Here is a 19,718-nt window from a genome sequence, read left to right as displayed (position 1 = left end):
CTCAGCAGGTTTTAGATGAGCGATCTCCACATACAGCAGAAAGACGGAATTTCCACCGTCACGATAAACCGGCCAGCACAACGCAACTCTGTCACTTACGATATGTGGAACGAATTTGCAGACGTGTTCAACGCGCTCTCAAAAGACACTTCCGTCCGGTCGATCATCCTGACAGGGGCGGGTTCGGATTTTTCGGCTGGGGCCGATATCAGCGAGTTTGGCAGAATCCGTGAGGATCTTGAAAAGGCCAAGGCCTACGAAGTTGCCGTAGACAAAGGGTGTGCTGCGATCATGCATTGTGCAAAACCGGTGATCGCGGTCAATCTGGGCTACACGCTGGGTGGTGGTGCGCATCTGGCGATGTCCGCCGACTTTCGCTACGCCCATACAGACGCAGTATTTGGTATTCCTGCGGCCAACCTGTCCATCGTCTACGGCGTGCAGGCCACCCGCAAGCTGCTGGCGCTGGTCGGGCTGACCGAAGCCAAGCGCATTCTCTATTCCGCACAGCGCTTTAACGCAGAGCACGCCGAGAGGATTGGCTTTGTCGATCACGTCTCGCAAGCGCCTATGGCAGCGGCGATCGAGTTCGCCAATTCCCTGGCCGCGAAGGCCCCACTGACGCAGGGGGGTGCGAAATATATCCTCAACAGTGTGGCGTTGCAGGAATTCGATGCAGATACAGCGGATGCCCTGATCGACGGCGCGGCAGCCAGTTTCGACTATGCCGAAGGCCGCAATGCTTTCGCAGAAAAACGCCCTCCGGCGTTTCAGGGGGTGTGATGAAACCCGCCGCTTTTGAATATATCCGCCCTGAAACACTTGCCGAAGCCATCGCCGCGCTGGATCATGATGACGCCAAAATCATAGCGGGCGGGCAAAGTCTGCTGCCGATGATGAATTTCCGCCTGGTCCAGCCCGAGCGTCTGGTTGACATCAACCGGATCACCGAACTGGCCCGGATCGAGCAGACGGATCAGGGTGCGCATATCGGCGCTCTGGTCCGGCACTCTCAGGCGGCCCAGGACAAGGGGCTGGCCCGGCATTTCCCGATTGTCGCCGAGGCGATGGCGCATGTGGCCCATGTTGCGATCCGCAATCGCGGAACCATCGCGGGCAGCCTGTGCCATGCCGACCCATCTGCAGAATGGCCGTTGCTGGTGACATTGCTGAACGGCGCCATCGAGATTTTGGGCAGCGAAGGTCAGCGCACAGCAGAGCCATTCGAGTTCTTCCTTGCGCCGCTTGTGACCGAAATCGAAGAGACCGAACTGGTGACCGGCATCACCCTGCCATTGCCTGCCGGTCCCGCCGGGATGGCCTTTGATGAGGTTGCACAACGCGCGGGCGATTTTGCCGTGGTAGCCGCCGGGGCACTTGTACGGATCGAAAATGGCACATTCACCGAAGTTCGTCTGTGCCTTGGCGGCGTTTTTGACACCCCGGTTCGTGGCACCGCTCTGGAAGAGGCCCTGACCGGCCTGCCGGCAACAGCTGATGCCATTGAGACTGTGTTGCCGCTGGCCGGCGAGAATCTTGAACCCAACGACGACCTTCATGCTTCGGCCGAATACCGGTTGTCGCTGGTACCGGTTCTTACGCGCCGGGTTCTGACCCGCGCCTTGGAAAGGGCAATACCATGAGCGCCAAAAGCCACATTACCCTGACCGTGAACGGAGAACCGTTCGAAGCCTATGTCGAACCCCGTATGATGGCCGCGGACTTTCTGCGTGACGAACTGGGCCTAACCGGCACCCACATCGGGTGCGAGCACGGAGTTTGCGGCGCCTGTACTATCACGCTGAACGGCGTCAGTGCGCGGTCCTGCCTGATGCTGGCCGTCCAATTGGACGGAATGGACATCCAGACCGTCGAAGGTCTGGGCACAACACGCAACATGCACCGCATTCAGGAAGCGTTCCGCAAGCATCACGCCTTACAATGTGGCTTTTGCACACCCGGATTTCTGATGACCGTGCAGGAAATTCTGCAAACCCTGCCCCTGCGCACTGACGAAGAGATCCGCGACGCGCTCAGCGGCAATATCTGCCGCTGCACCGGCTACGATCACATCGTCAAAGCCGTACGCGCGTTGGTCAACGAACGAGACGGAGTACCCTGCTTATGAAAATGCACGTTCTTGATGGCGGCCGTCTGGCGATGAAAAAGCGCATCTATGTGCCGGATTGTGCCGATAAAGCCGAAATGATCGAATTGCCGGTCATCGCAATCCTATTCCGGCACGCGCAAGGCAACATCCTGTTCGATACAGGTTGCCATCCATCTGTCTCCTCTGATGCCGAGGCACGGTGGGGCAAACTGACCGGTGTGATGCAACCAATTGGTGCGCATTCCAATAACGTGGTCCACAGCCTCAAATCGCTCGGCCTGACACCCGATGACATCAACGTCGTGGTGAACTCGCATTTCCACCCCGACCATTGCGGCTGCAACGAGTTCTTCACAAATGCGCGCTTTGTCGTGCACGAAAAGGAACTGGAAGCCGCCCGTGCCGAAGGCGCTGCCATGCAAGGTTACCTGCCGCAGGAATGGGACCACCCCATGCCAATGCAGGGCGTAACCGATGGTCATGACGTGATGGGCGACGGCCTACTGATCACTGTCGACCTGCCCGGACATACTCCCGGCATGATGGGGTTGAAGGCATTTTTGGAAAACACCGGCCCCGTTCTGCTGGTTTCTGACGCCGTCAGCCTGCGGCGCAATCTTGATAATGACGAAGTGCCCAAAAACGCATGGGATGCCGAGGCGCTGCTGACCTCATACGAGGTAATCCGCCGGATCGAAGCTCAGGGCGCAATGGTCATATGCGGCCATGATGACGAGGAATATCAAAAGCTTAAAAAAGGGGCGGAGGCATATGACTGACGCCACATCATACACCAGACCGAAATTTGTGGGCAGGCCGGTTCAACGCCTGGAAGACCCCCGCCTGCTGACCGGAAAGGGCCGCTTTACTGCCGACATTCAGTTGCCGCGCATGGTGCATCTTGCCTTTTTACGCTCGGATCAGGCGCATGCGCGTATCAATGGTATCGATGCGAGCGACGCACGCGCCTTGCCCGGCGTGATCGGAATATTCACCGCCACTGATTTTGCGCATATCCCCGACATCTCCGCACCGTCTAAGATGAAAAACTATCGGGCCACCGCGTGCCCGGTTCTTGCCCGCGACGTCGTGCGCTACGTCGGAGAGCCGGTGGTCGCCATCGTCGCTACCAGCAGATATGTCGCTGAAGATGCTGCTGCACTGATCGACATCGACTACGACCCGCTGGACGTTGCCGTAACCGCACGAGATGCGGAACTTGAGGATGCGCCAAAACTGCATGCTGCGCTGGCCTCGAACGTCGTTCTCGAGCGCACGTTTGCCACCGGTGATGCCGAGGCTGGAATTGCTGCAGCAGCTCATAAAGTTTCAGGCCGGTTCAACCTGACTCGCAAGACATCCATGTCCACCGAACCACGCGCCTATCTGGCAGATTACGACGCGGGCCGAGACGAGCTGACACTTCATGGCGCGACCAATATTCCCGGCATTGTGCGTGACGAATTGAGCCGCCTTCTGAATCTGGATGGCAACAGGTTGCGCGTCATCGCCCCGGACGTAGGCGGCAGTTTCGGAGGCAAAGGATCGCTTTACCCCGAAGAGGTGATCGTGGCTGATCTGGCCCGTCGGCTGGAACGACCGGTGAAATATGTGGCGGATCGGCTGGAAGAACTTACAGCATCCAGTCAGGCCTTCGGAGAAGAGGTCGAGGCAACACTCGCCTTTGACGACGATGGCAGGTTCCTGGCCCTTGACGCGAAAATTCTCGGCGACATCGGCGCCTACTCGATTTACCCTTGGACCGCTGCGCTGGAACCTGTTCAGGTCGCCAGTTTTTTGCCCGGCCCTTACCAGATCCCGGCCTATCGTGGCCAGGTCCGTGGCGTTTGTACGCCCAAACCCCCTACCGGCCCATATCGTGGTGTTGGTCGCCCAATGGCGGTCTTTGCCATGGAACGTCTGGTAGACTTGGCGGCGGCGGAATTGCGCATCTCCCCGCTCGAAATCCGCCGCCGCAATCTTGTCCAGCCGCAGGACTTCCCGCACCGCATCGGTTCGGGCATCATCTGGGATCATTCTGGATTTCAGGAATGTCTGGCGGCAGCGGAACAGGCGATTGATCTGCCTGCGCTGGAGGCCGAGAAACGGCAGAGCAAAAAATGGCTTGGTGTAGGATTTGCATCTTACGCCGAACTGACCGGGATCGGATCGCGCATTGCCGTTGCGCCGGGGATGCCGATGAATACCGGGGCAGAAACCGCCAGTGTTCGCATTGATGCCACCGGCGCGATCACAGCAAGTTTCGGGATTTCGTCGCACGGTCAAAGCCTTGAAACCACGCTGGCCCAAATCGTTGCCGAAGAACTGGGCGTTCATCCGCAGGATGTGCGCGTTCTGCACGGCGACACGGGGGTCAGCCCGCACGGTACGGGAACCTATGCCAGCCGGTCTGCGGTACTTGGCGGTGGTGCTGCAATCAAGACCACGCGCACTCTTCTGACCAAGGTCAAACGGGTGGCGGCCACTCTGTTCGATGTGGACCCCGAGCAGGTGGAAACCGGCAACGGGCGCATTTTTGTGCGCGACACCAACCACTCGGTCGATTTCCGGGAACTGGCCCGCATCGTCTATGCGGACATGAGCACCCTGCCAATGGACAAACGCGAAACGCTGGAAGCGCAGGAAACATACGATCCCTATCTGGGCACAACCACATCTTCGACACATGTGGCGGTGGTCGAAATCGACCCCGAAACCCTGTCCATCAGACTACGCCAGTTCATCGTGGCCGAGGATTGCGGCAAGCTGATCAATCCGCTGGTTGTCGATGGTCAGGTGCATGGCGGCGTGGCGCAGGGGATCGGCGTAGCCCTGCTTGAGGAACTGAAATTCGACAGCACGGGCCAGCCGATCACCGCCACCCTTGCCGACTATCTTGTGCCGACCTCGGCCGAAGTCCCGGACATTGACGTTGTGCATCTGGAAACCGGACGACCGGACAATCCCGGCGGTTTTCGGGGAATGGGCGAAGGCGGCACGATCGGCGCGCCTGCCGCCATCGCCAACGCTGTGGCGGACGCGGTCTCGCACCTTAGATTGCGCATCGATGCGCTTCCGATCACCCCCAACAAATTGCACGCGCTGATTGCGGCTGCATCTCAACACAAAGATACGGAGTAAGTCATGGATTTGAACCTGAAGGGTAAAGTTGCGCTGGTCACTGGCGGCGGGCGTGACACTGGCGGACAGATTGCCGAAGCACTGGCCGCCGAGGGCGCAACCATCGCCGTGAATTATCGCAAATCCAAGGACGAAGCCGATGCAGTTGTCAAAGCCATTGAGGCAGCAGGTGGCCAGGCCAAAGCCTATCAGGCCGATATCGGCCACTACGATCAGGTCACTGCCATGGTCGATCAGATCGTTTCCGATTTCGGCAGCGTCGACATATTGGTGAACAACGCCGGTTACGTGGTCTACAAGAAGTTCGTCGAAACCACTCCCGAGGAATGGCAGGCTCAGATCGACACGTGCCTGTATGGCGCGATCCACTGCTGCCATGCAGTTGCCCCGCATTTGATCAGACAGAACGGAGGCCGGATCATATCTCTGGTCGGCGACAGCTCGCGCATTGGCGAGGCCAATCTGGCTTTGGCTGCGGCGGCGCGCGGCGGCACCATCGCTTTGGGAAAATCACTGGCGCGCGAGTTGGGCCGTGCGGGTGTCTGCGTCAACACCGTCTCGCTGGGGCTGGTTCAGACGGCACATTCCGATGCCGAATTTCTCGAAAAAAACATGGAAAAGATCGTCAAGGCATACCCGTTACGTCGCATCGGCACTCCCAACGATATCGCCCCAATGGTGGCTTTCCTGTCTTCGGATGAGGCGTCCTGGATCACCGGTCAGGTGATTAGCGTCAACGGTGGTTTCTCGATGGTTTGACAGGCCCCGACGTTCCTGTCGCCACCTGAACGATTTACGGAGGAAGAGATCATGATACGCACTGATCTGATCGCACCCATTTCAGAACTGCTGGCGCGGCAAGTCAAAGACGCCCCGGACAAGTTGGCGTTCGAGGATGCCAAACGCTCAATCACGTATCGGCAACTCGATAACGAAACCCGCAACCTTGCCGGGCAGTTGCTTGCCAACGGGCTGACGTGCGGACAAAGCGTTGGCGTCTGGCTGGCCAATTCGGTCGATTGGGTCGTCGCAACATTTGCTGCGATCCGTGCAGGTGGCGTTGCCGTCCCGATATCGGCCGACAGCAAACCCGGTGAGGTCGCCTATCGTCTGGATGATGCAGGTATCCGCATACTTGTGACGTGGCCGCAGGCCCTGCCAACACTGGAGAAGATCAAACAGGGTGAAGGTCCGTTCGCCGAAACCGTCATTGTCACCGGCAAGGCTCCGGCCCATACGTTGGGATTTGACAAACTTGTGGCAATACCCGCCAAAGACCTGCCGCCCGAGAATATCGATGCAGTTTCGATGATGGTCTACACTTCCGGGACTACCGGTCAGCCCAAAGGTGTGCAGTTGACCACCCGATCCATGCTGTGGGTCAATGCCGCTTGCTGGAATCCGGTTTTTGGAATGGGGCCAAAGGACGTGGTGTTGTCGCCCCTGCCGCTTTTTCATTCCTATGCTTTGAACTTCTGTGTGCTCAGCATCATTGCCAATGGCGCCACTGAATACATCATGGAAAGGTTTTCAACCGACCACGCGCTGGAGTTGCTGGAACAGGATCGATTCACGCTGATGCCGGGCGTTCCGACCATGTTTCACTACCTCATGCTCAAGGCCAGGGAAACAGGGCAGAACCCGTTTCGAACAGTCAGGCGTTGCGTTTCAGCCGGCGCGATCATGCCGGCCGCCCTGAATCAAGACTTTGAGAACCTGTTCGGAATCGAATTGCTGGACGGTTACGGCATCACCGAAACCTCGACCATGGTCACGATGAACTGGCCCGGCTCTCATCGGGAAGCGGGGTCGTGTGGTTTACCCCTGCCTGGCCTGTCCGTGCGCCTGATCGACCCGATAACCGGAAAGGACGTGGAACTGGGCGGCGAAGGCGAACTGGTCTGCCGCGGACCAAACGTAATGCAGGGTTATCTGAACAAGCCCGAGGCCACCGCCAGCGCGCTGCGGGATGGTTGGTACCACACCGGCGATCTGGCACGCATGGACGCCAGTGGGTTTCTGACTATCACGGGGCGTCTAAAGGAACTGATCATTCGCGGCGGCCAGAACATCGCGCCAGCCGAGGTCGAAGAAACCATCGTACAAATGGACGGCATTCTCGACTGTGCCGTAGTGGGCGTCGATCATGAAACTTTGGGTGAAGTCCCGGTTGCCTTTGTTGTGCTCGAAAACGGAGCCGCGCCGGATCTGGAAACTATGAAGGCTTTTTGCGTAGAAAGGTTATCATCTTACAAGACGCCCAGCGATTTAGTTGCCATATCTGAAATTCCACGCACCGGATCGGGCAAGATCATGCGCTTTAAGCTGCGCAAATATTACGAAACAGATGCCTGAGCTCAAGAAATTTACAGGACAACGACATGACTCCATTTAGCTTCAACACAACTAAATCCCTGATTTTCGAAACAGGCGTCACAACCCGTCTGGCCGATGTCGCAGGTAAAACACTGGGCAAAGTGGTTCTTTTGGTAACCGATCCCGGCCTGCGGCAACTGGGGTTGGCGGATCCGGCCATCGCCTCGCTTGAAGCCGGCGGTCACACGGTCGCAATCTTTGACTCGGTCGAGGCCGACCCTTCGCGCGAGACGCTGATGCAGGCGGTCGAATTCGGGCGTGAGGCAGGGGCGACCGGGGTCTTGGGCTTTGGCGGCGGATCATCCCTGGATATTGCAAAGCTTGCAGCGCTTTTGCTGGGATCGGATGAAGATCTGGACGAGGCCTGGGGCGTCGGGTTGGCAAAGGGCCCGCGATTGCCGCTTGTGCTGGTGCCCACAACTGCTGGCACCGGGTCAGAAGTTACGCCGGTGTCGATCATCACGGTCGGAGCCGAGGAGAAACGCGGCGTTTCCTCGCCCGTGATCCTGCCGGACATCGCCATTCTTGACGCTGATCTTACCGTTGGTCTGCCTGCCCATATTACCGCCGCTACCGGTGTCGACGCGATGGTCCACGCGATCGAGGCCTATGCCTCGAAATCGGCCAACAATAATCCGCTGTCCAAAATGCTCGCGCGAGAGGCATTGAGGCTGCTGGGCGCAAACATCGAAACAGCCGTCTTCAACGGTCAGGACAAAAGCGCGCGCGGCGCGATGCTTCTTGGGTCAATGCTTGCAGGACAAGCTTTCGCCAACTCTCCGGTCGCCGCCGTGCACGCGCTGGCCTATCCAATCGGTGGCACGTTTCACATACCGCATGGTCTGTCGAACGCGCTGGTGCTTCCACATGTCTTGCGATTCAACGCACTGAATGCTCATGATCTTTACGCGGAAATCGCCGCCGACGCATTTCCTCATCTGGCCGAAATCGAAGGCGCGCAAGCGCGATGTGCGGCCTTCATCGACGCACTGGCAGAGTTGTCAGGCCAACTTGGCATGGAAACCCGCCTGCGGCAGGTGAACATCCCCGAGGATGCGTTGGGAAAACTGGCCGCGGACGCGATGGTTCAGCAGCGTCTTCTGGTGAACAATCCCCGTGAAGTCAGCGAACAGGATGCCTTCAACATCTACAAGGCGGCTTGGTAATGGCCGACAGAAAAGTAGGAAGCCGAGCGGATTACGCTGATTTTTATCCGTTGCAAACCCGATGGATGGACAATGATGTCTATGGCCACATGAACAACGTCGTGCACTACTCACTATTCGACACAGCAGTCAACGGGTGGCTTATCAAGCGCGGCCTTCTGGATCCGGTCCGGGCAGAAACCTACGGTCTGGTTGTTGAAACCGGATGCAAATACCACGCAGAGATGGGATTCCCGGACGAGGTAACCGCCGGGCTGAGGGTTGGAAAACTCGGAACTAGCTCAATCCGATACGAGGTTGGCCTGTTTCGAAACAACGACGAAACAGCATCCGCCGAAGGGTTTTTCGTCCACGTCTACGTAAATCGCAAAACCCACCGCCCATCTCCTATCGAAGAATACCGGCGCGCTGAATTTCTGCGCCTGATGAAGGACGTCGCCTGACATGACCTTTGGACAGCGCGCGGATCACAACCTTTAGATTTTGCGCGCCTTTGAATGGGATAATGAACTGGCTTTCGACTTGATAATACAGAAAGTCGTTCACCCGCTGGCGGCGCGGGCAACTATAGTCAAAAGTTTGCAACAGGACCCATGCACCGCGTCGTCAACATGTCGGGTCGTGGGCGCTACTCGTTTCCGTTTTTCATTGATGCCGTTTTTTAACCAGTTGCGTCGTGCATCTCTGAGGACAACCCGCGCCCCTATGATAGTGCTATATGCGGCGCTCATAGTTTGGTCGCTTCGCGGCCAGCCACGCCAATTTGAAAGAAGCAGTGTACGGGAAAGGTTGCGCATAATGCCGATCGAACACATGGCCGGAGTCCAACTAACGGGCCACGGCGGGATTGAGAAACTGGAATACCGCACCAACATTCCCGTACCGACCCCCAACGAGGGCGAGGTTCTCATCCGCGTGACCGCCGCCGGGATCAACAACACCGATATCAACACCCGGATCGGTTGGTACTCCAAAGCGGTCACTGCCGATACTGAAGCCGGCGGGGCCGATGGGTTCGACACCGTTGACGATGACGATGCCAGCTGGTCGGGTATCCCGCTGACCTTCCCGCGCATTCAGGGGGCCGACGCCTGTGGCTATATCGAGGCCGTTGGTAAAGGCGTCGATCCCGCTCGCATCGGTGAGCGGGTGCTGGTCCAGACCATCCAGCCCAACCGCGAGGCCGAGCCGTTCTCGTGCATCACCTTCGGGTCGGAATGCGATGGCGGTTTTGCGCAATACACGGTGGCCAAATCCGAGTTTACCCACGCGATCAACTGCGACTGGACGGATGCCGAACTGGCCTCGGTTCCTTGTGCCTATTCGACAGCGGAAAACATGCTGCATCGTGCCTCGGTCGGTGCCGAGCGTGTATTGGTTACCGGCGCCTCGGGCGGCGTTGGTTCAGCTGCAGTTCAACTTTGCAAGCGGCGCGGGGCCTATGTGATCGCTATATCGTCAGCCTCAAAGGCCGATGAAGTGCGTGCCCTTGGCGCAGACGAGGTGATCGACCGCGATGTCGATCTGGTAACAACGCTGGGGAAAATGTCCATTGATGTCGTGATCGATCTGGTGGCAGGCCCTCAGTGGCCCAGCATGCTGGAGGTGCTGCGCCGGGGTGGGCGGTATGCCACGGCAGGAGCTATTGCCGGCCCGATCACGGAACTGGACGTGCGCACGCTGTATCTGAAGGACCTGTCGCTGTTCGGGTCAACCTATCAGGCCGACGAGGTCTTTCCGAACCTTGTGTCCTATATCGAGAAAGGCGAAATTCGCCCGGTTTTATCGGCCACCTATCCACTTGCGGATATCGGTCGAGCGCAAGAGGATTTCCTTGCCAAGAAACACACTGGCAAACTGGTCTTGCTGCCGCCCGAGGTCAAAGAATGAAAATAGCCAAAATTGAATTGTACCAGGTTGCACTGCCCTATTCTGGCGGTGTTTATCTTCTGTCCGGTGGGCGTGAATACCGCAGCTTTGATGCTGGCATCGTGCGCATTGAAACCGATACGGGCATCGAGGGCTGGGGGGAAAGCACGCCATTCGGCTCGACTTACATCGCGTCGCACGCCCGTGGTGTTCGCGCGGGGATTGAAGAGATTGCGCCTTATCTGATCGGTCGCGACCCGCGTCAGGTCGACCGGATCAACGACGCGATGGATGAAGCACTGGTTGGGCACAATCACGCCAAAACCGCGCTGGATATCGCCTGTTGGGATGTGTTCGGCAAATCGGTGAACATGCCGGTTTGCGAATTGCTTGGTGGTGCAACCGGCAATCGCCTTCCAACCATCTCGTCAATCTATGCCGGAGACCCCGACGACATGCGCCGCCGCGTAGCGGAGCACCGTGCGATGGGTTACCTTGGGCACTCAGTCAAGATCGGTGCGCTGGATTCCGAGGGCGGGCCCGCGCTGGACGCAGAACGGATCGCGGCCTCGTTGGCAGACCGCCGGCCGGGTGAGTATTTCATTGTCGACGCCAATGGTGGATTGATCCCAGAAACAGCCCTGCGCATGTTGCGCATGTTGCCAGACGGTCTGGACTTTGTGCTGGAGGCCCCCTGCTCTTCCTGGCGCGAAACACTGTCATTGCGTCAGCGCTGTGATGTGCCGATCATTATCGACGAACTTGCCCAGCAGGATCAGGATATCACGCAGATTGTATCTCAGGATATCGCGGATGGGATCGGCCTGAAAATCTCGAAGGCAGGCGGCCTGACCCGTGGGCGGCGTCACCGGGATGTCTGCCGTTCGGCAGGTTTGACGATCAGTGTGCAGGATACGGTCGGCTCGGCCATCGCTTTTGCCGGGATAGTCCATTTGGGTGCGACGGTGCCCGAACGGTATCTTCGTTGCATTCTGGATTGCCGGGATATGGTAACGCTGAAAACAGCGGAGTTTGACGCACCAGTAGAACACGGTGGTGTCCTGCCGCCAAAAGCTCCGGGGCTAGGTATTACCGTCGACTGCTCGGTTCTAGGAGAGCCAACCGTATCGTGGCAAAGTTGAACACCACTCCAAAGAGACTGTGCTATTCGGGTTGCTGGGTAGCACACAAGGTTGCAACGACAATTGCTACACCATGTTATTAGTACGCGTGCCTTGTCCAGATTTGGGCCGCTGCCTTAACACGGACGTCTAGTTCAGGTAGCTTATTCGCCAATCAGCCATCTGCGAATTTAGGCCTTACAGCTAAATTCTAAGATACGCACTTGGGGCGACTGAACGTCATCCTTAACCCGAAAAGCGGTCGGGACTAAAAGCCTGAGTGTCGGTCTGGAGCGGTCGACCCATAATTTCATCCGCCACCAGCCGCGCGGTCGTTGCACACAACGTCAGGCCCAATTGCCCATGGCCTGTTGCAAAAGTGACATTCGCCAACCTGCCGCTTCTGCCGATGATCGGACGAGTGTCGGGCGTCAGCGGCCGCCGTCCGAACCTGCGTTTAGCGCTACCTGGCTGCAACCCCGGCAGAACACGCCGTGCTTTTTTCACCAATATATCGGCGCGGTTCCAGTTTGGGCTCGCGTTTATTCCGGCAAATTCAATTGTCCCGGCAACGGCAAGCGCACCATCGTAAGGCGTGATGCCGAACCCGCCTTTTGCGTAGAACACAGTGTGGGACAGGTCGACTCCGCTGTTTTTTAGGGCTGTGGAATAGCCGATAACGCCTTCGATCTGCAGCGGAACATCCAAATCTGCTGCCAGATCACGGGAGTGCGTGCCCGCGGCCAGAACAAACTCGTCAGCGGCAAAGGTCCGGCCATCGCGCAGCTTCACGGCCTTCACCTGACGACCATCCCGGTCAAAGCCGACTGCACTGCCAGAGGTGACCGAACCCCCACGACTTAGGAAGGCTTCATGAAGCGCCTCGACCAGTCGCTTGGGTTCGGTCACAAAGCTCCAATCCCGCAGAAGAGCGGCATACTTAAAATCAGGTGCAATGGCCGGATCGATGTCATGTGCATCCCCGCCGCTGACCTCTTCGATCGAGCACCCCAGTTCACGGGCCAGATCAAAGGCTGCGATCATGCTGGCGCGATCGTCATCTCCGTCAAACAGCTTTATGACAGGACGTTCCACCAACAGCTCCGGGTGCCCGATATCAGCCAGCTGCGCTTTAAAATCCGCAGTTGCAAAAAAGTTCAGTCGCGCCAAGTCCGCCGCAATGGCACGCATTTTCGATGGGCGCGCATTGGCGACAAAGCGGCTGAACCAAGGCGTCAACCGCAGGGCTGAGCTTGGGCGCAATGTCAAAGGTGCGCTAGGATCCATCAAAAACCCGGGAACTTTCAACAACATCCCGGGTTGAGACAGCGGCACGACCTCGCCCACGGCGATGCAGCCGCACGAGGCCCAACTGGCCCCCTCACCTACCGGACCCGGCTCGATGACGGTGACATGAAATCCTTCAGCCTGCAAAGCCAGCGCGCAGGAGATACCCACGATGCCGCCGCCGATCACCACCAAATCAGGCATGTCTTGCGACCTTTCCTACAACGCCTGCAACTGTGCCATCAGGTCGGACGCGACGGAAACTCCGTCCGCTTCGGCCGCCGCGCGGTTTTTTAGGCGCCCATCTCCGGGCACACGTGCGGTTCCGTTGCCTTCGATCTCGGCGCAGATACGGGTGACGTAATCGTTGAACGCAGGGTTTCCGAACCGGCTCGGGTCAATCGCGATCAGAGTTGCACCACCTTTGATGTTTAGGGCGCCAAAGGTTTCACGTTCCTGATTGTCGACCGACAAGGTACCGCCGGCCAGCGCCGCACCCAGCACCTCGATCAGAAAGGCAATGGCCGCACCTTTGTGTTCGCCAAAGGGCAACAGGCTGCGGGTTTCCAGAATGGCGTTCGGATCGGTGCTGGGCTGGCCATCGGTATCCAGCCCTCCGGCGTGCGGCAGATCATGGCCCTCGGCCGCGGCCATTTTGATATCCATCAGCGCCACCATCGAGGATGCCTGATCCCAGACTATCGGCTCGCCCCCCGGGCGCGGGCACGCAAAAGACATCGGGTTGGTGCCAAAAACCGGGCGCACCCCACCTTGCGGCACTACCATGGACAATGAGTTCACGACCCCCAACGCCACAAGCCCCGCCTCGGCCAGTGGCCCGGTGTCAAAGCGCAGCGCGCCCAGATGGTGACAATTGGCACAGGTAAAGGCCGCAATCCCGTTCTCGCGCGCCATCTCAATCAGCTCTGCCCGTGCTGCCAATGCGGCTACCTGATAGAACCCGTTGTCGCCATCGCCACGTAACACACCGGGCGCTATTCGCTGGATTGACGGCGCCGCCTTCGGGTTGGCGTAACCCGATGAAAGATATTGCGCGTAAATCGGCAGTAAGCGTAGCCCATGACTGCGGGGGCCATCGCGTTCGGACATCCGCACAAGATCTGCTATGACTTCACTGCTATGTGCATCAAGGCCCGCGGATACAAGGACGGATTTGGCCAATGCCTTCACCTCTTCGAGTGACAGCGTTTTCGTCGGAGCGTCAGTCATAAGCCTCATCCTGTCCTTTTGTCTGGTTGGCGGGCGCTTGCGCGCCCGAATTTCAGTTATGCGTTCTGATAATCCAACTTCTTTTTGGCAACAAATTCATCTAGTGCCCCGCGCTGATCATCCGGCATAGGCGGCTTGACATAGTTGTCCAAAATACGCTGCGCCTCTTCGTTGCCGACGGTTTCAGCGGTTTTCGACCCTTCCGCTTCCCACTGCTCGAAACTGTCATTGTTTTGCAGCGGGTTCATGTGCAGCGGATTTTCCCGGGTGTGGTCGGTCCCGAGGAAATGACCACCAGGGCCGATCTCTGCAATGTCATCCAGAAGCGCATCGAGGTTTTCATCCACAATACCGCTGAAGAACCGGTGGAAGTTCTCAAGCTGCCGGGTGTCCTGCACCCATTTCGAGTAGCTGACCCCAAGCGCACCTTCTAGGAAACCCGCCGAGTGCACGATATAGTTGGCACCGCCCAGCAGCACTGGCCACATGGTGTTGGCCGTATCGAACGCCGCCTGCATGTCCGGAGTTTTTGATCCGGTCCACATCGTGCAGGTTCGCCACGGGACACCGTAGAAGCGGGCCATCTGACCCACGAGCAAGTTCATTAGCCCCGGTTCGGGGGAGCCCATCATCGGCGCGCCGGTCTTCATCGATACACCCATGATTGCCACGCCCAGAACCATCGGCGCTCCGCGCCGGATGATCTGGCTATAGGCCATGCCTGCCAGCGACTCGGCGATCAGCAGCGCCACGCCACCTTGCGGGCTGGCCGGGGTCGAGGCCCCTGCCAGAACGAATGGCGACAGAAGGCAGGGCTGGTTGGCGCTCGCATATACCCGCAAGCTTTCCAGCATGGTTTCGTCCCAGACCAGCGGCGTGTTGCAGTTTAGAAGCGCGGCCATCACCACGTTGTTGTCTACGAACTCTTCGCCGAACACGATACGCGTCATCTCGACCGAGTCGCGCGCGGCCTGTTCCGACAGCACCGACCCCTTGATCGGCTTGTCTGTCAGCGTCAGCGCCGCATGAACAAGCTCAAGGTGGCGGTGTGGTACGGGCACGTCCTGCGGTTCGACCGGCAGGATACCCGGAACCATCATCGACTGGCTCATCTGGCTCATCTTGAAGAAGTTATGGGCATCTTCCAGCATCGAAGGGCGACGCACGCCATCCAGACCATAGACAAAAGGGGCACCGTAAGCGTTCGCAAACACCGAGTTCCGGTTTCCGACCCGCAATGAACGGTCCGGGTTGCGTGCCGCATAACCCCATTCAGACGGAACAGCCGAGATCAGGTCCATTAACATGTCGCGGCCGATACGGACACGCTCTCCCTGAACATCTGCGCCGTGTTTTTTCCAATCGGCCAAGGCCACCGGGTCACGGAATTCGATACCGGTAGTCTCGAGGATCGTCATGGCCGCGTTATGAATCTTCTCGACTCCTTCGGGGCCAAGCAGATCAATCGGTCCGATCTTGCGGTTCAGTGTAGGCAGGTAAACCGGTGGCGGGTTGGTGCGGGCTTGCACCCGCGCTGCGCGGCCACCCCGGCCCGAACGTGCTTTTACTTGTGTCATAGCAACCCCTCCGGATCAGGCGCGCGCGCGAGCGCTGGTTGGATCAACGGCGCAGACATCAATTACCTCGGCGTCGCGCATTTCGTTGTGCACCAGCACCTGCATTTTCGTGCCCGGTGCCGTCATGTCCTGCGGTACCAACGCCATCGCGATGTCGTGGTTGCAGTAATAAGAGAAGCCGCCCGAAGTGACGCGACCGATCAGTTTGCCATCGGCATAAACGCCCTCATCAAACATCACCGAGGTATCGCAAAACGGCAGTTTAAGCGTCACCAGAACATTATACCCGCCTGCTTCTTTCTGCGTCACAAGCGCCTGCTTTCCGATGAAGTCACGTTCGCAAACCTGACCGCCGACTTTTTCGGTCATGGCCACGAAGCGGCCCAGATCGGCCTCATACGGGGTCATGTCTTTGCAAATTTCGCGGTTGATGGCGCGATAGGATTTTTCCAGCCGCATGGATTCAAGCGCCTCAAGACCGAATGGTTTGACGCCCGCCTTCAGCAGCTGATCCGCGATGTGACGGTTATAGCCAACCGGGTGATGCAGCTCCCATCCCAGTTCACCGGTATAGGATACGCGCAGCAGGTGCACACCTTTGGCATATCCCACCTCACCCATCTGGGCCGAAAGCCACGGGAAGGCTTTGTTCGACAAATCGTTATCTGTCAACTTCGACAGGATCTCACGCGAGTTTGGACCGGCCAGAGCGATTACGCCCAGCTGTTCCGAGATATCCTCAATGATGACCGAGCCGTCCTTGGGTAGCAGACGTTGCAATTGGTCCCAGTTGTAGGCCCGCCAGTTTGGGGTGGAGATCAGATAAAAGTCATCCTCGGCATACCGAACAATGGTGTATTCCGCATCCATACCACCCTGATCATTCAACATCAGCGACAGGGACATACGGCCGATTTTGGGCAGTTTGTTTGCCATCAGGCCATCCAGCCATTTGGCAGCCCCCGACCCGCGCACTGTGAACTTAGTCATCGGCGACATTTCGATGAAGCCCGCCTCTTGCCGGGTGCGGCGCACCTCTTCCTGCACCAGCTCCATGTGGTTGGTGCGGCGAAAGCTGTGTTCCGGGATGGCCTCTTCCGGCGATTTGGCGAACCAGCGGGGGAATTCGTAACCGTTGAAGCTGGTCCAAACCGCACCTTGCGCCGTCAGCAGGTCGTAAGAACCCATGGTTTTCATCGGGCGCGCCTCGGGGAAGTCTTCACCCGGAACATGCGCGTTCATGTGGGTGCCCCAGGTTTCGCGGACCTTGTCCATGGTCCAGCGCTTGGACGCGTAGTCCGAGAAGCGGCGCGGGTCGAGCTCGGACATATCCATGCCCGGATCGCCGTTGACGATCCACTTGGCCAGACGATGGCCAACGGTGCCGCCCCACAGGATGCCCCCCGGCATACCTTCGGCCAGCCATAGGTTCTCATGCCCCGGTGCGGGACCAGCCAGAGGCAGCTCGTCCGGAGTCATCTGGAAAGGACCGCGGGTGTTGGCCTTGATGCCAACCTCGCCCAGCGTAGGGACGCGTTCGATGGCGCGCTCCCACTGGGTTTCCACGGCATCGAAATCTTCGGGTAGCAGGTCCGCGCCAAATTCTGGTGGCACGCGGTCTTCGGCAAACAGTTTGAGGTCTTTGGTGAATTCATAGGGGCCGAACTGGATGCCGCCCACATCTTCGCGCAGATAGGCGCCGTAATCCTCGTCGCGCAGGATCGGGAATTCTCTCAAGCCCTGTGCGCGGCGCTCTTTTAGTAGCGGCACTGTATCCGTGGTCCAGTACTGGTGAATGATCGGAATACAGGGCAGATCCAGTCCTACGCGGCGCGCGTTCTCGCGGGCATAGTTGCCAGTGGCGAAAATCAGATGCTCGCAGGTGATCTCGCCCTGGTTGGTGCTCACCTTCCAGTGACCATTGTCCAGCTTTTCGTAAGACTGCGCCTCGGTATTCTGATAAACCTTCGCACCCGCATCCCGCGCCAGCTTGGCCAGTGCCATGGTGATATCGGCCGGGTTCACATAGCCGTCTTCGGTGTGCAGGATACCGCCACGAATATCGGGGCTTTGGTTCAACAGGGGGTGTATCTCTGCGATCTCTTCTGGCGTCACCAATTTGCAAGGCACGCCTGCGGCTTCGGCAATCGAAATATAGGATTGAAATTCGTCCCAGCGTTTCTCGGTATTGGCAACGCGTAGCTGACCAACTTTGCGCAGACCCACCGAGGCGCCCATCTTTTCCTCGACCTCAGAGTAAATGCGAATGGTTTCCATCGTCATTTTCGACACGTTGTGCGATCGCACAAAAGTCACCAACAAACCTGCCGCGTGCCAGGTGGACCCCGAGGTCAGCGTCGTGCGTTCCAGCATTACGACGTCCGAACACCCATGTTCAGTCAAACCGTAAAGGATCGATGCCCCTACGCATCCGCCACCGACGACCACAACTTTTGCATGCGACATCATTCTATCGACTCCCTAACTTGCGCCGAAAATCGGCCAAAAACCCAGGCATTCTGGCAAATCGCTGATGCCGGGAATTTTCGGGAATGCAGGCAAGTACGTCACCATGATCACTGCCATGCCGTCCAAGACGGGCACCCCCGAATGCTAGTGGCCAACATTGCGGGCTGCGGCCCTTCGGGCAATTGCAAAAAAATTCACTTTGCGATAGTTGAAGTAACTCAAATTTCGATTTTTTTACTTAAAAATCGAAAACTCAAGGATCAAAGGTCAAACCACCTTGCCCAAAGGCCCCTATGAACTTCCCCCCGTAAGCTCGTTAATCAGCTTCGAAGCCGCCGCGCGCCATGTCAGTTTTAAAAACGCCGCGACAGAGCTAAACGTTACCCCGGCGGCTATCAGCCATCAGGTCAAGTCCCTGGAAAACGAACTCAATTGCGCACTGTTTCGCCGACACCATCGCGGGGTCGAGTTGACAGAAAGCGGGGCTTACTTGCTGGTCGCTTTGCAACGTGGGCTCGAAGGTATCAGCGAGGCATTGCAACAGTTGCGTCTGCAATATAACCGATCCGGTGTGACCATCCGATCCAGCACGGCCGTAAGTTCGCTGTGGCTAACGCCCCGCCTTGCGCAATTTTGGAAAAGCTACGGGCATATCTCAGTGACACAGGTGGTCACGGATCTGGGGTTCGATTCATCGAAATGCGATATCAGCATTCACTACGGTGACGCCTCCGAGGAGAAGGCCCGCTGCCATGTCCTGTTTCGAGATCGGATCATGGCCCTCGGCAGCCCACGCTTTTTGGAGCAGAATAAAATTACAAGCATCCGAGACTTCACGCGCATCCCTTTGATCCACCTTGATGCGCCGGGAACGGGGTGGACGGATTGGCACGAATGGACCAAACAACTGGGTTACCACGGACCCTTGAACTCAGCGCATCGCGTCAACAATTATACCATTGCGCTTCAGGCCGCACAGGACGACATGGGGGCCGTGTTGGGATGGGAGGGGCTGACCTCGGAACTCATCGCGTCCGGAAAACTGGTCAGCTTGCTGCCGCAGGCACTTTCCTCGCCGCTGGATTTTTATGTGGCTCTGCACAACAACGCATCCGCCCGGGCCGAGCTAGTATTTAATTGGTTGGCAGAGAACTTTTGAACTTACAAAGTTATTCCGCTATCCCCGCTCCCGGGACTGTTGAATAGTTTTGTCCGACTCTCGATCTCCAAGCCAATCTGCGCCATCGCCGACCATACGCGCGATTGGATACAGCACCGCCTGTGCGCAAAGATTTACGGCCATTTCTAAAACGTCCCACACAGAAAAGATGCTGTTACGGTCACCGGTTCTGCGACCGTGCCGAGTTCGGTG

The 19,718-nt window shown here is 58.0% G+C and carries 16 protein-coding genes; 12 read left to right on the top strand and 4 right to left on the bottom strand.

Features of this window, described 5'->3' with window-relative positions; genetic code table 11:
* Positions 1-15 precede the first annotated feature (15 nt).
* The 11 genes from ACR0NW_RS10915 (at position 16) to ACR0NW_RS10865 (ending at position 11,804) form a co-directional block, all read left to right on the top strand.
* Positions 16-783, top strand: coding sequence for an enoyl-CoA hydratase-related protein (locus ACR0NW_RS10915; protein WP_480791775.1), 768 nt, complete (start codon positions 16-18; stop codon positions 781-783).
* A complete protein-coding gene (locus ACR0NW_RS10910) occupies positions 783-1,643 on the top strand; it encodes an FAD binding domain-containing protein (RefSeq protein WP_480791774.1) in 861 nt (286 codons plus the stop codon). Before ACR0NW_RS10915 ends, ACR0NW_RS10910 begins: the two co-directional genes overlap by 1 nt.
* A complete protein-coding gene (locus ACR0NW_RS10905; RefSeq protein ID WP_480791773.1) occupies positions 1,640-2,128 on the top strand; it encodes a (2Fe-2S)-binding protein in 489 nt (162 codons plus the stop codon). Before ACR0NW_RS10910 ends, ACR0NW_RS10905 begins: the two co-directional genes overlap by 4 nt.
* Positions 2,125-2,889: an N-acyl homoserine lactonase family protein gene (locus ACR0NW_RS10900; RefSeq protein ID WP_480791772.1), complete on the top strand. Its 765-nt coding sequence runs from the start codon at positions 2,125-2,127 to the stop codon at positions 2,887-2,889. Before ACR0NW_RS10905 ends, ACR0NW_RS10900 begins: the two co-directional genes overlap by 4 nt.
* Positions 2,882-5,251: a xanthine dehydrogenase family protein molybdopterin-binding subunit gene (locus tag ACR0NW_RS10895; RefSeq protein ID WP_480791771.1), complete on the top strand. Its 2,370-nt coding sequence runs from the start codon at positions 2,882-2,884 to the stop codon at positions 5,249-5,251. Before ACR0NW_RS10900 ends, ACR0NW_RS10895 begins: the two co-directional genes overlap by 8 nt.
* 3 nt (positions 5,252-5,254) lie before the next feature.
* Positions 5,255-6,010 (top strand): SDR family NAD(P)-dependent oxidoreductase, encoded by a 756-nt coding sequence (locus ACR0NW_RS10890; RefSeq protein ID WP_480791770.1) that lies wholly within the window; start codon positions 5,255-5,257, stop codon positions 6,008-6,010.
* A gap of 51 nt (positions 6,011-6,061) precedes the next feature.
* Positions 6,062-7,606, top strand: coding sequence for a class I adenylate-forming enzyme family protein (locus ACR0NW_RS10885; RefSeq protein WP_480791769.1), 1,545 nt, complete (start codon positions 6,062-6,064; stop codon positions 7,604-7,606).
* A 26-nt stretch (positions 7,607-7,632) separates the two neighbouring features.
* The gene (locus tag ACR0NW_RS10880) at positions 7,633-8,793 is read left to right on the top strand and encodes an iron-containing alcohol dehydrogenase (protein WP_480791768.1); all 1,161 of its coding nucleotides are present in this window, start codon (positions 7,633-7,635) and stop codon (positions 8,791-8,793) included.
* Positions 8,793-9,236: an acyl-CoA thioesterase gene (locus ACR0NW_RS10875; protein WP_480791767.1), complete on the top strand. Its 444-nt coding sequence runs from the start codon at positions 8,793-8,795 to the stop codon at positions 9,234-9,236. The genes ACR0NW_RS10880 and ACR0NW_RS10875 overlap by 1 nt, the downstream gene beginning before the upstream one ends.
* Before the next feature lie 355 nt (positions 9,237-9,591).
* Complete coding sequence (locus ACR0NW_RS10870; protein WP_480791766.1) at positions 9,592-10,683, top strand: alcohol dehydrogenase family protein; 1,092 nt, start codon at positions 9,592-9,594, stop codon at positions 10,681-10,683.
* Complete coding sequence (locus ACR0NW_RS10865) at positions 10,680-11,804, top strand: mandelate racemase/muconate lactonizing enzyme family protein (RefSeq protein ID WP_480791765.1); 1,125 nt, start codon at positions 10,680-10,682, stop codon at positions 11,802-11,804. The genes ACR0NW_RS10870 and ACR0NW_RS10865 overlap by 4 nt, the downstream gene beginning before the upstream one ends.
* A 225-nt stretch (positions 11,805-12,029) precedes the next feature.
* On the opposite strand, the gene ACR0NW_RS10860 is transcribed toward ACR0NW_RS10865, so the two are convergent.
* The 4 genes from ACR0NW_RS10860 to ACR0NW_RS10845 are packed head-to-tail and all read right to left on the bottom strand — an operon-like array spanning position 12,030 to position 18,346.
* Positions 12,030-13,274 (bottom strand): NAD(P)/FAD-dependent oxidoreductase, encoded by a 1,245-nt coding sequence (locus ACR0NW_RS10860; RefSeq protein WP_480791764.1) that lies wholly within the window; start codon positions 13,272-13,274, stop codon positions 12,030-12,032.
* Positions 13,275-13,289: 15 nt separating this feature from the next.
* Entirely contained in the window at positions 13,290-14,300 is a 1,011-nt protein-coding gene (locus ACR0NW_RS10855) for an Ldh family oxidoreductase (RefSeq protein WP_480791763.1), read from the bottom strand.
* A 56-nt stretch (positions 14,301-14,356) separates the two neighbouring features.
* On the bottom strand, positions 14,357-15,877 hold the full coding sequence (locus tag ACR0NW_RS10850) for a trimethylamine methyltransferase family protein (RefSeq protein WP_480791762.1): 1,521 nt from the start codon (positions 15,875-15,877) through the stop codon (positions 14,357-14,359).
* A 15-nt stretch (positions 15,878-15,892) separates the two neighbouring features.
* Positions 15,893-18,346 (bottom strand): GcvT family protein, encoded by a 2,454-nt coding sequence (locus ACR0NW_RS10845; RefSeq protein WP_480791761.1) that lies wholly within the window; start codon positions 18,344-18,346, stop codon positions 15,893-15,895.
* 277 nt (positions 18,347-18,623) lie between these two features.
* Here ACR0NW_RS10845 and ACR0NW_RS10840 point away from each other — a divergent pair, with 277 nt between their 5' ends.
* Complete coding sequence (locus tag ACR0NW_RS10840) at positions 18,624-19,505, top strand: LysR substrate-binding domain-containing protein (protein WP_480791760.1); 882 nt, start codon at positions 18,624-18,626, stop codon at positions 19,503-19,505.
* Positions 19,506-19,718 lie beyond the last annotated feature (213 nt).

Source organism: Ruegeria sp. CF5, assembly GCF_056537325.1.
This window is presented reverse-complemented; position numbering and strand designations above follow the sequence as displayed.

Excerpts from the sequence above, each read along its gene's own strand:
- ACR0NW_RS10880 (WP_480791768.1), top strand. The coding sequence starts at position 7,633 with ATGACTCCATTTAGCTTCAACACAACTAAATCCCTGATTTTCGAAACA.
- ACR0NW_RS10860 (WP_480791764.1), bottom strand. The coding sequence starts at position 13,274 with ATGCCTGATTTGGTGGTGATCGGCGGCGGCATCGTGGGTATCTCCTGC.
- ACR0NW_RS10885 (WP_480791769.1), top strand. The coding sequence starts at position 6,062 with ATGATACGCACTGATCTGATCGCACCCATTTCAGAACTGCTGGCGCGG.
- ACR0NW_RS10895 (WP_480791771.1), top strand. The coding sequence starts at position 2,882 with ATGACTGACGCCACATCATACACCAGACCGAAATTTGTGGGCAGGCCG.
- ACR0NW_RS10890 (WP_480791770.1), top strand. The coding sequence starts at position 5,255 with ATGGATTTGAACCTGAAGGGTAAAGTTGCGCTGGTCACTGGCGGCGGG.
- ACR0NW_RS10875 (WP_480791767.1), top strand. The coding sequence starts at position 8,793 with ATGGCCGACAGAAAAGTAGGAAGCCGAGCGGATTACGCTGATTTTTAT.
- ACR0NW_RS10850 (WP_480791762.1), bottom strand. The coding sequence starts at position 15,877 with ATGACACAAGTAAAAGCACGTTCGGGCCGGGGTGGCCGCGCAGCGCGG.
- ACR0NW_RS10910 (WP_480791774.1), top strand. The coding sequence starts at position 783 with ATGAAACCCGCCGCTTTTGAATATATCCGCCCTGAAACACTTGCCGAA.
- ACR0NW_RS10855 (WP_480791763.1), bottom strand. The coding sequence starts at position 14,300 with ATGACTGACGCTCCGACGAAAACGCTGTCACTCGAAGAGGTGAAGGCA.
- ACR0NW_RS10870 (WP_480791766.1), top strand. The coding sequence starts at position 9,592 with ATGCCGATCGAACACATGGCCGGAGTCCAACTAACGGGCCACGGCGGG.
- ACR0NW_RS10900 (WP_480791772.1), top strand. The coding sequence starts at position 2,125 with ATGAAAATGCACGTTCTTGATGGCGGCCGTCTGGCGATGAAAAAGCGC.
- ACR0NW_RS10865 (WP_480791765.1), top strand. The coding sequence starts at position 10,680 with ATGAAAATAGCCAAAATTGAATTGTACCAGGTTGCACTGCCCTATTCT.
- ACR0NW_RS10905 (WP_480791773.1), top strand. The coding sequence starts at position 1,640 with ATGAGCGCCAAAAGCCACATTACCCTGACCGTGAACGGAGAACCGTTC.
- ACR0NW_RS10915 (WP_480791775.1), top strand. The coding sequence starts at position 16 with ATGAGCGATCTCCACATACAGCAGAAAGACGGAATTTCCACCGTCACG.
- ACR0NW_RS10845 (WP_480791761.1), bottom strand. The coding sequence starts at position 18,346 with ATGATGTCGCATGCAAAAGTTGTGGTCGTCGGTGGCGGATGCGTAGGG.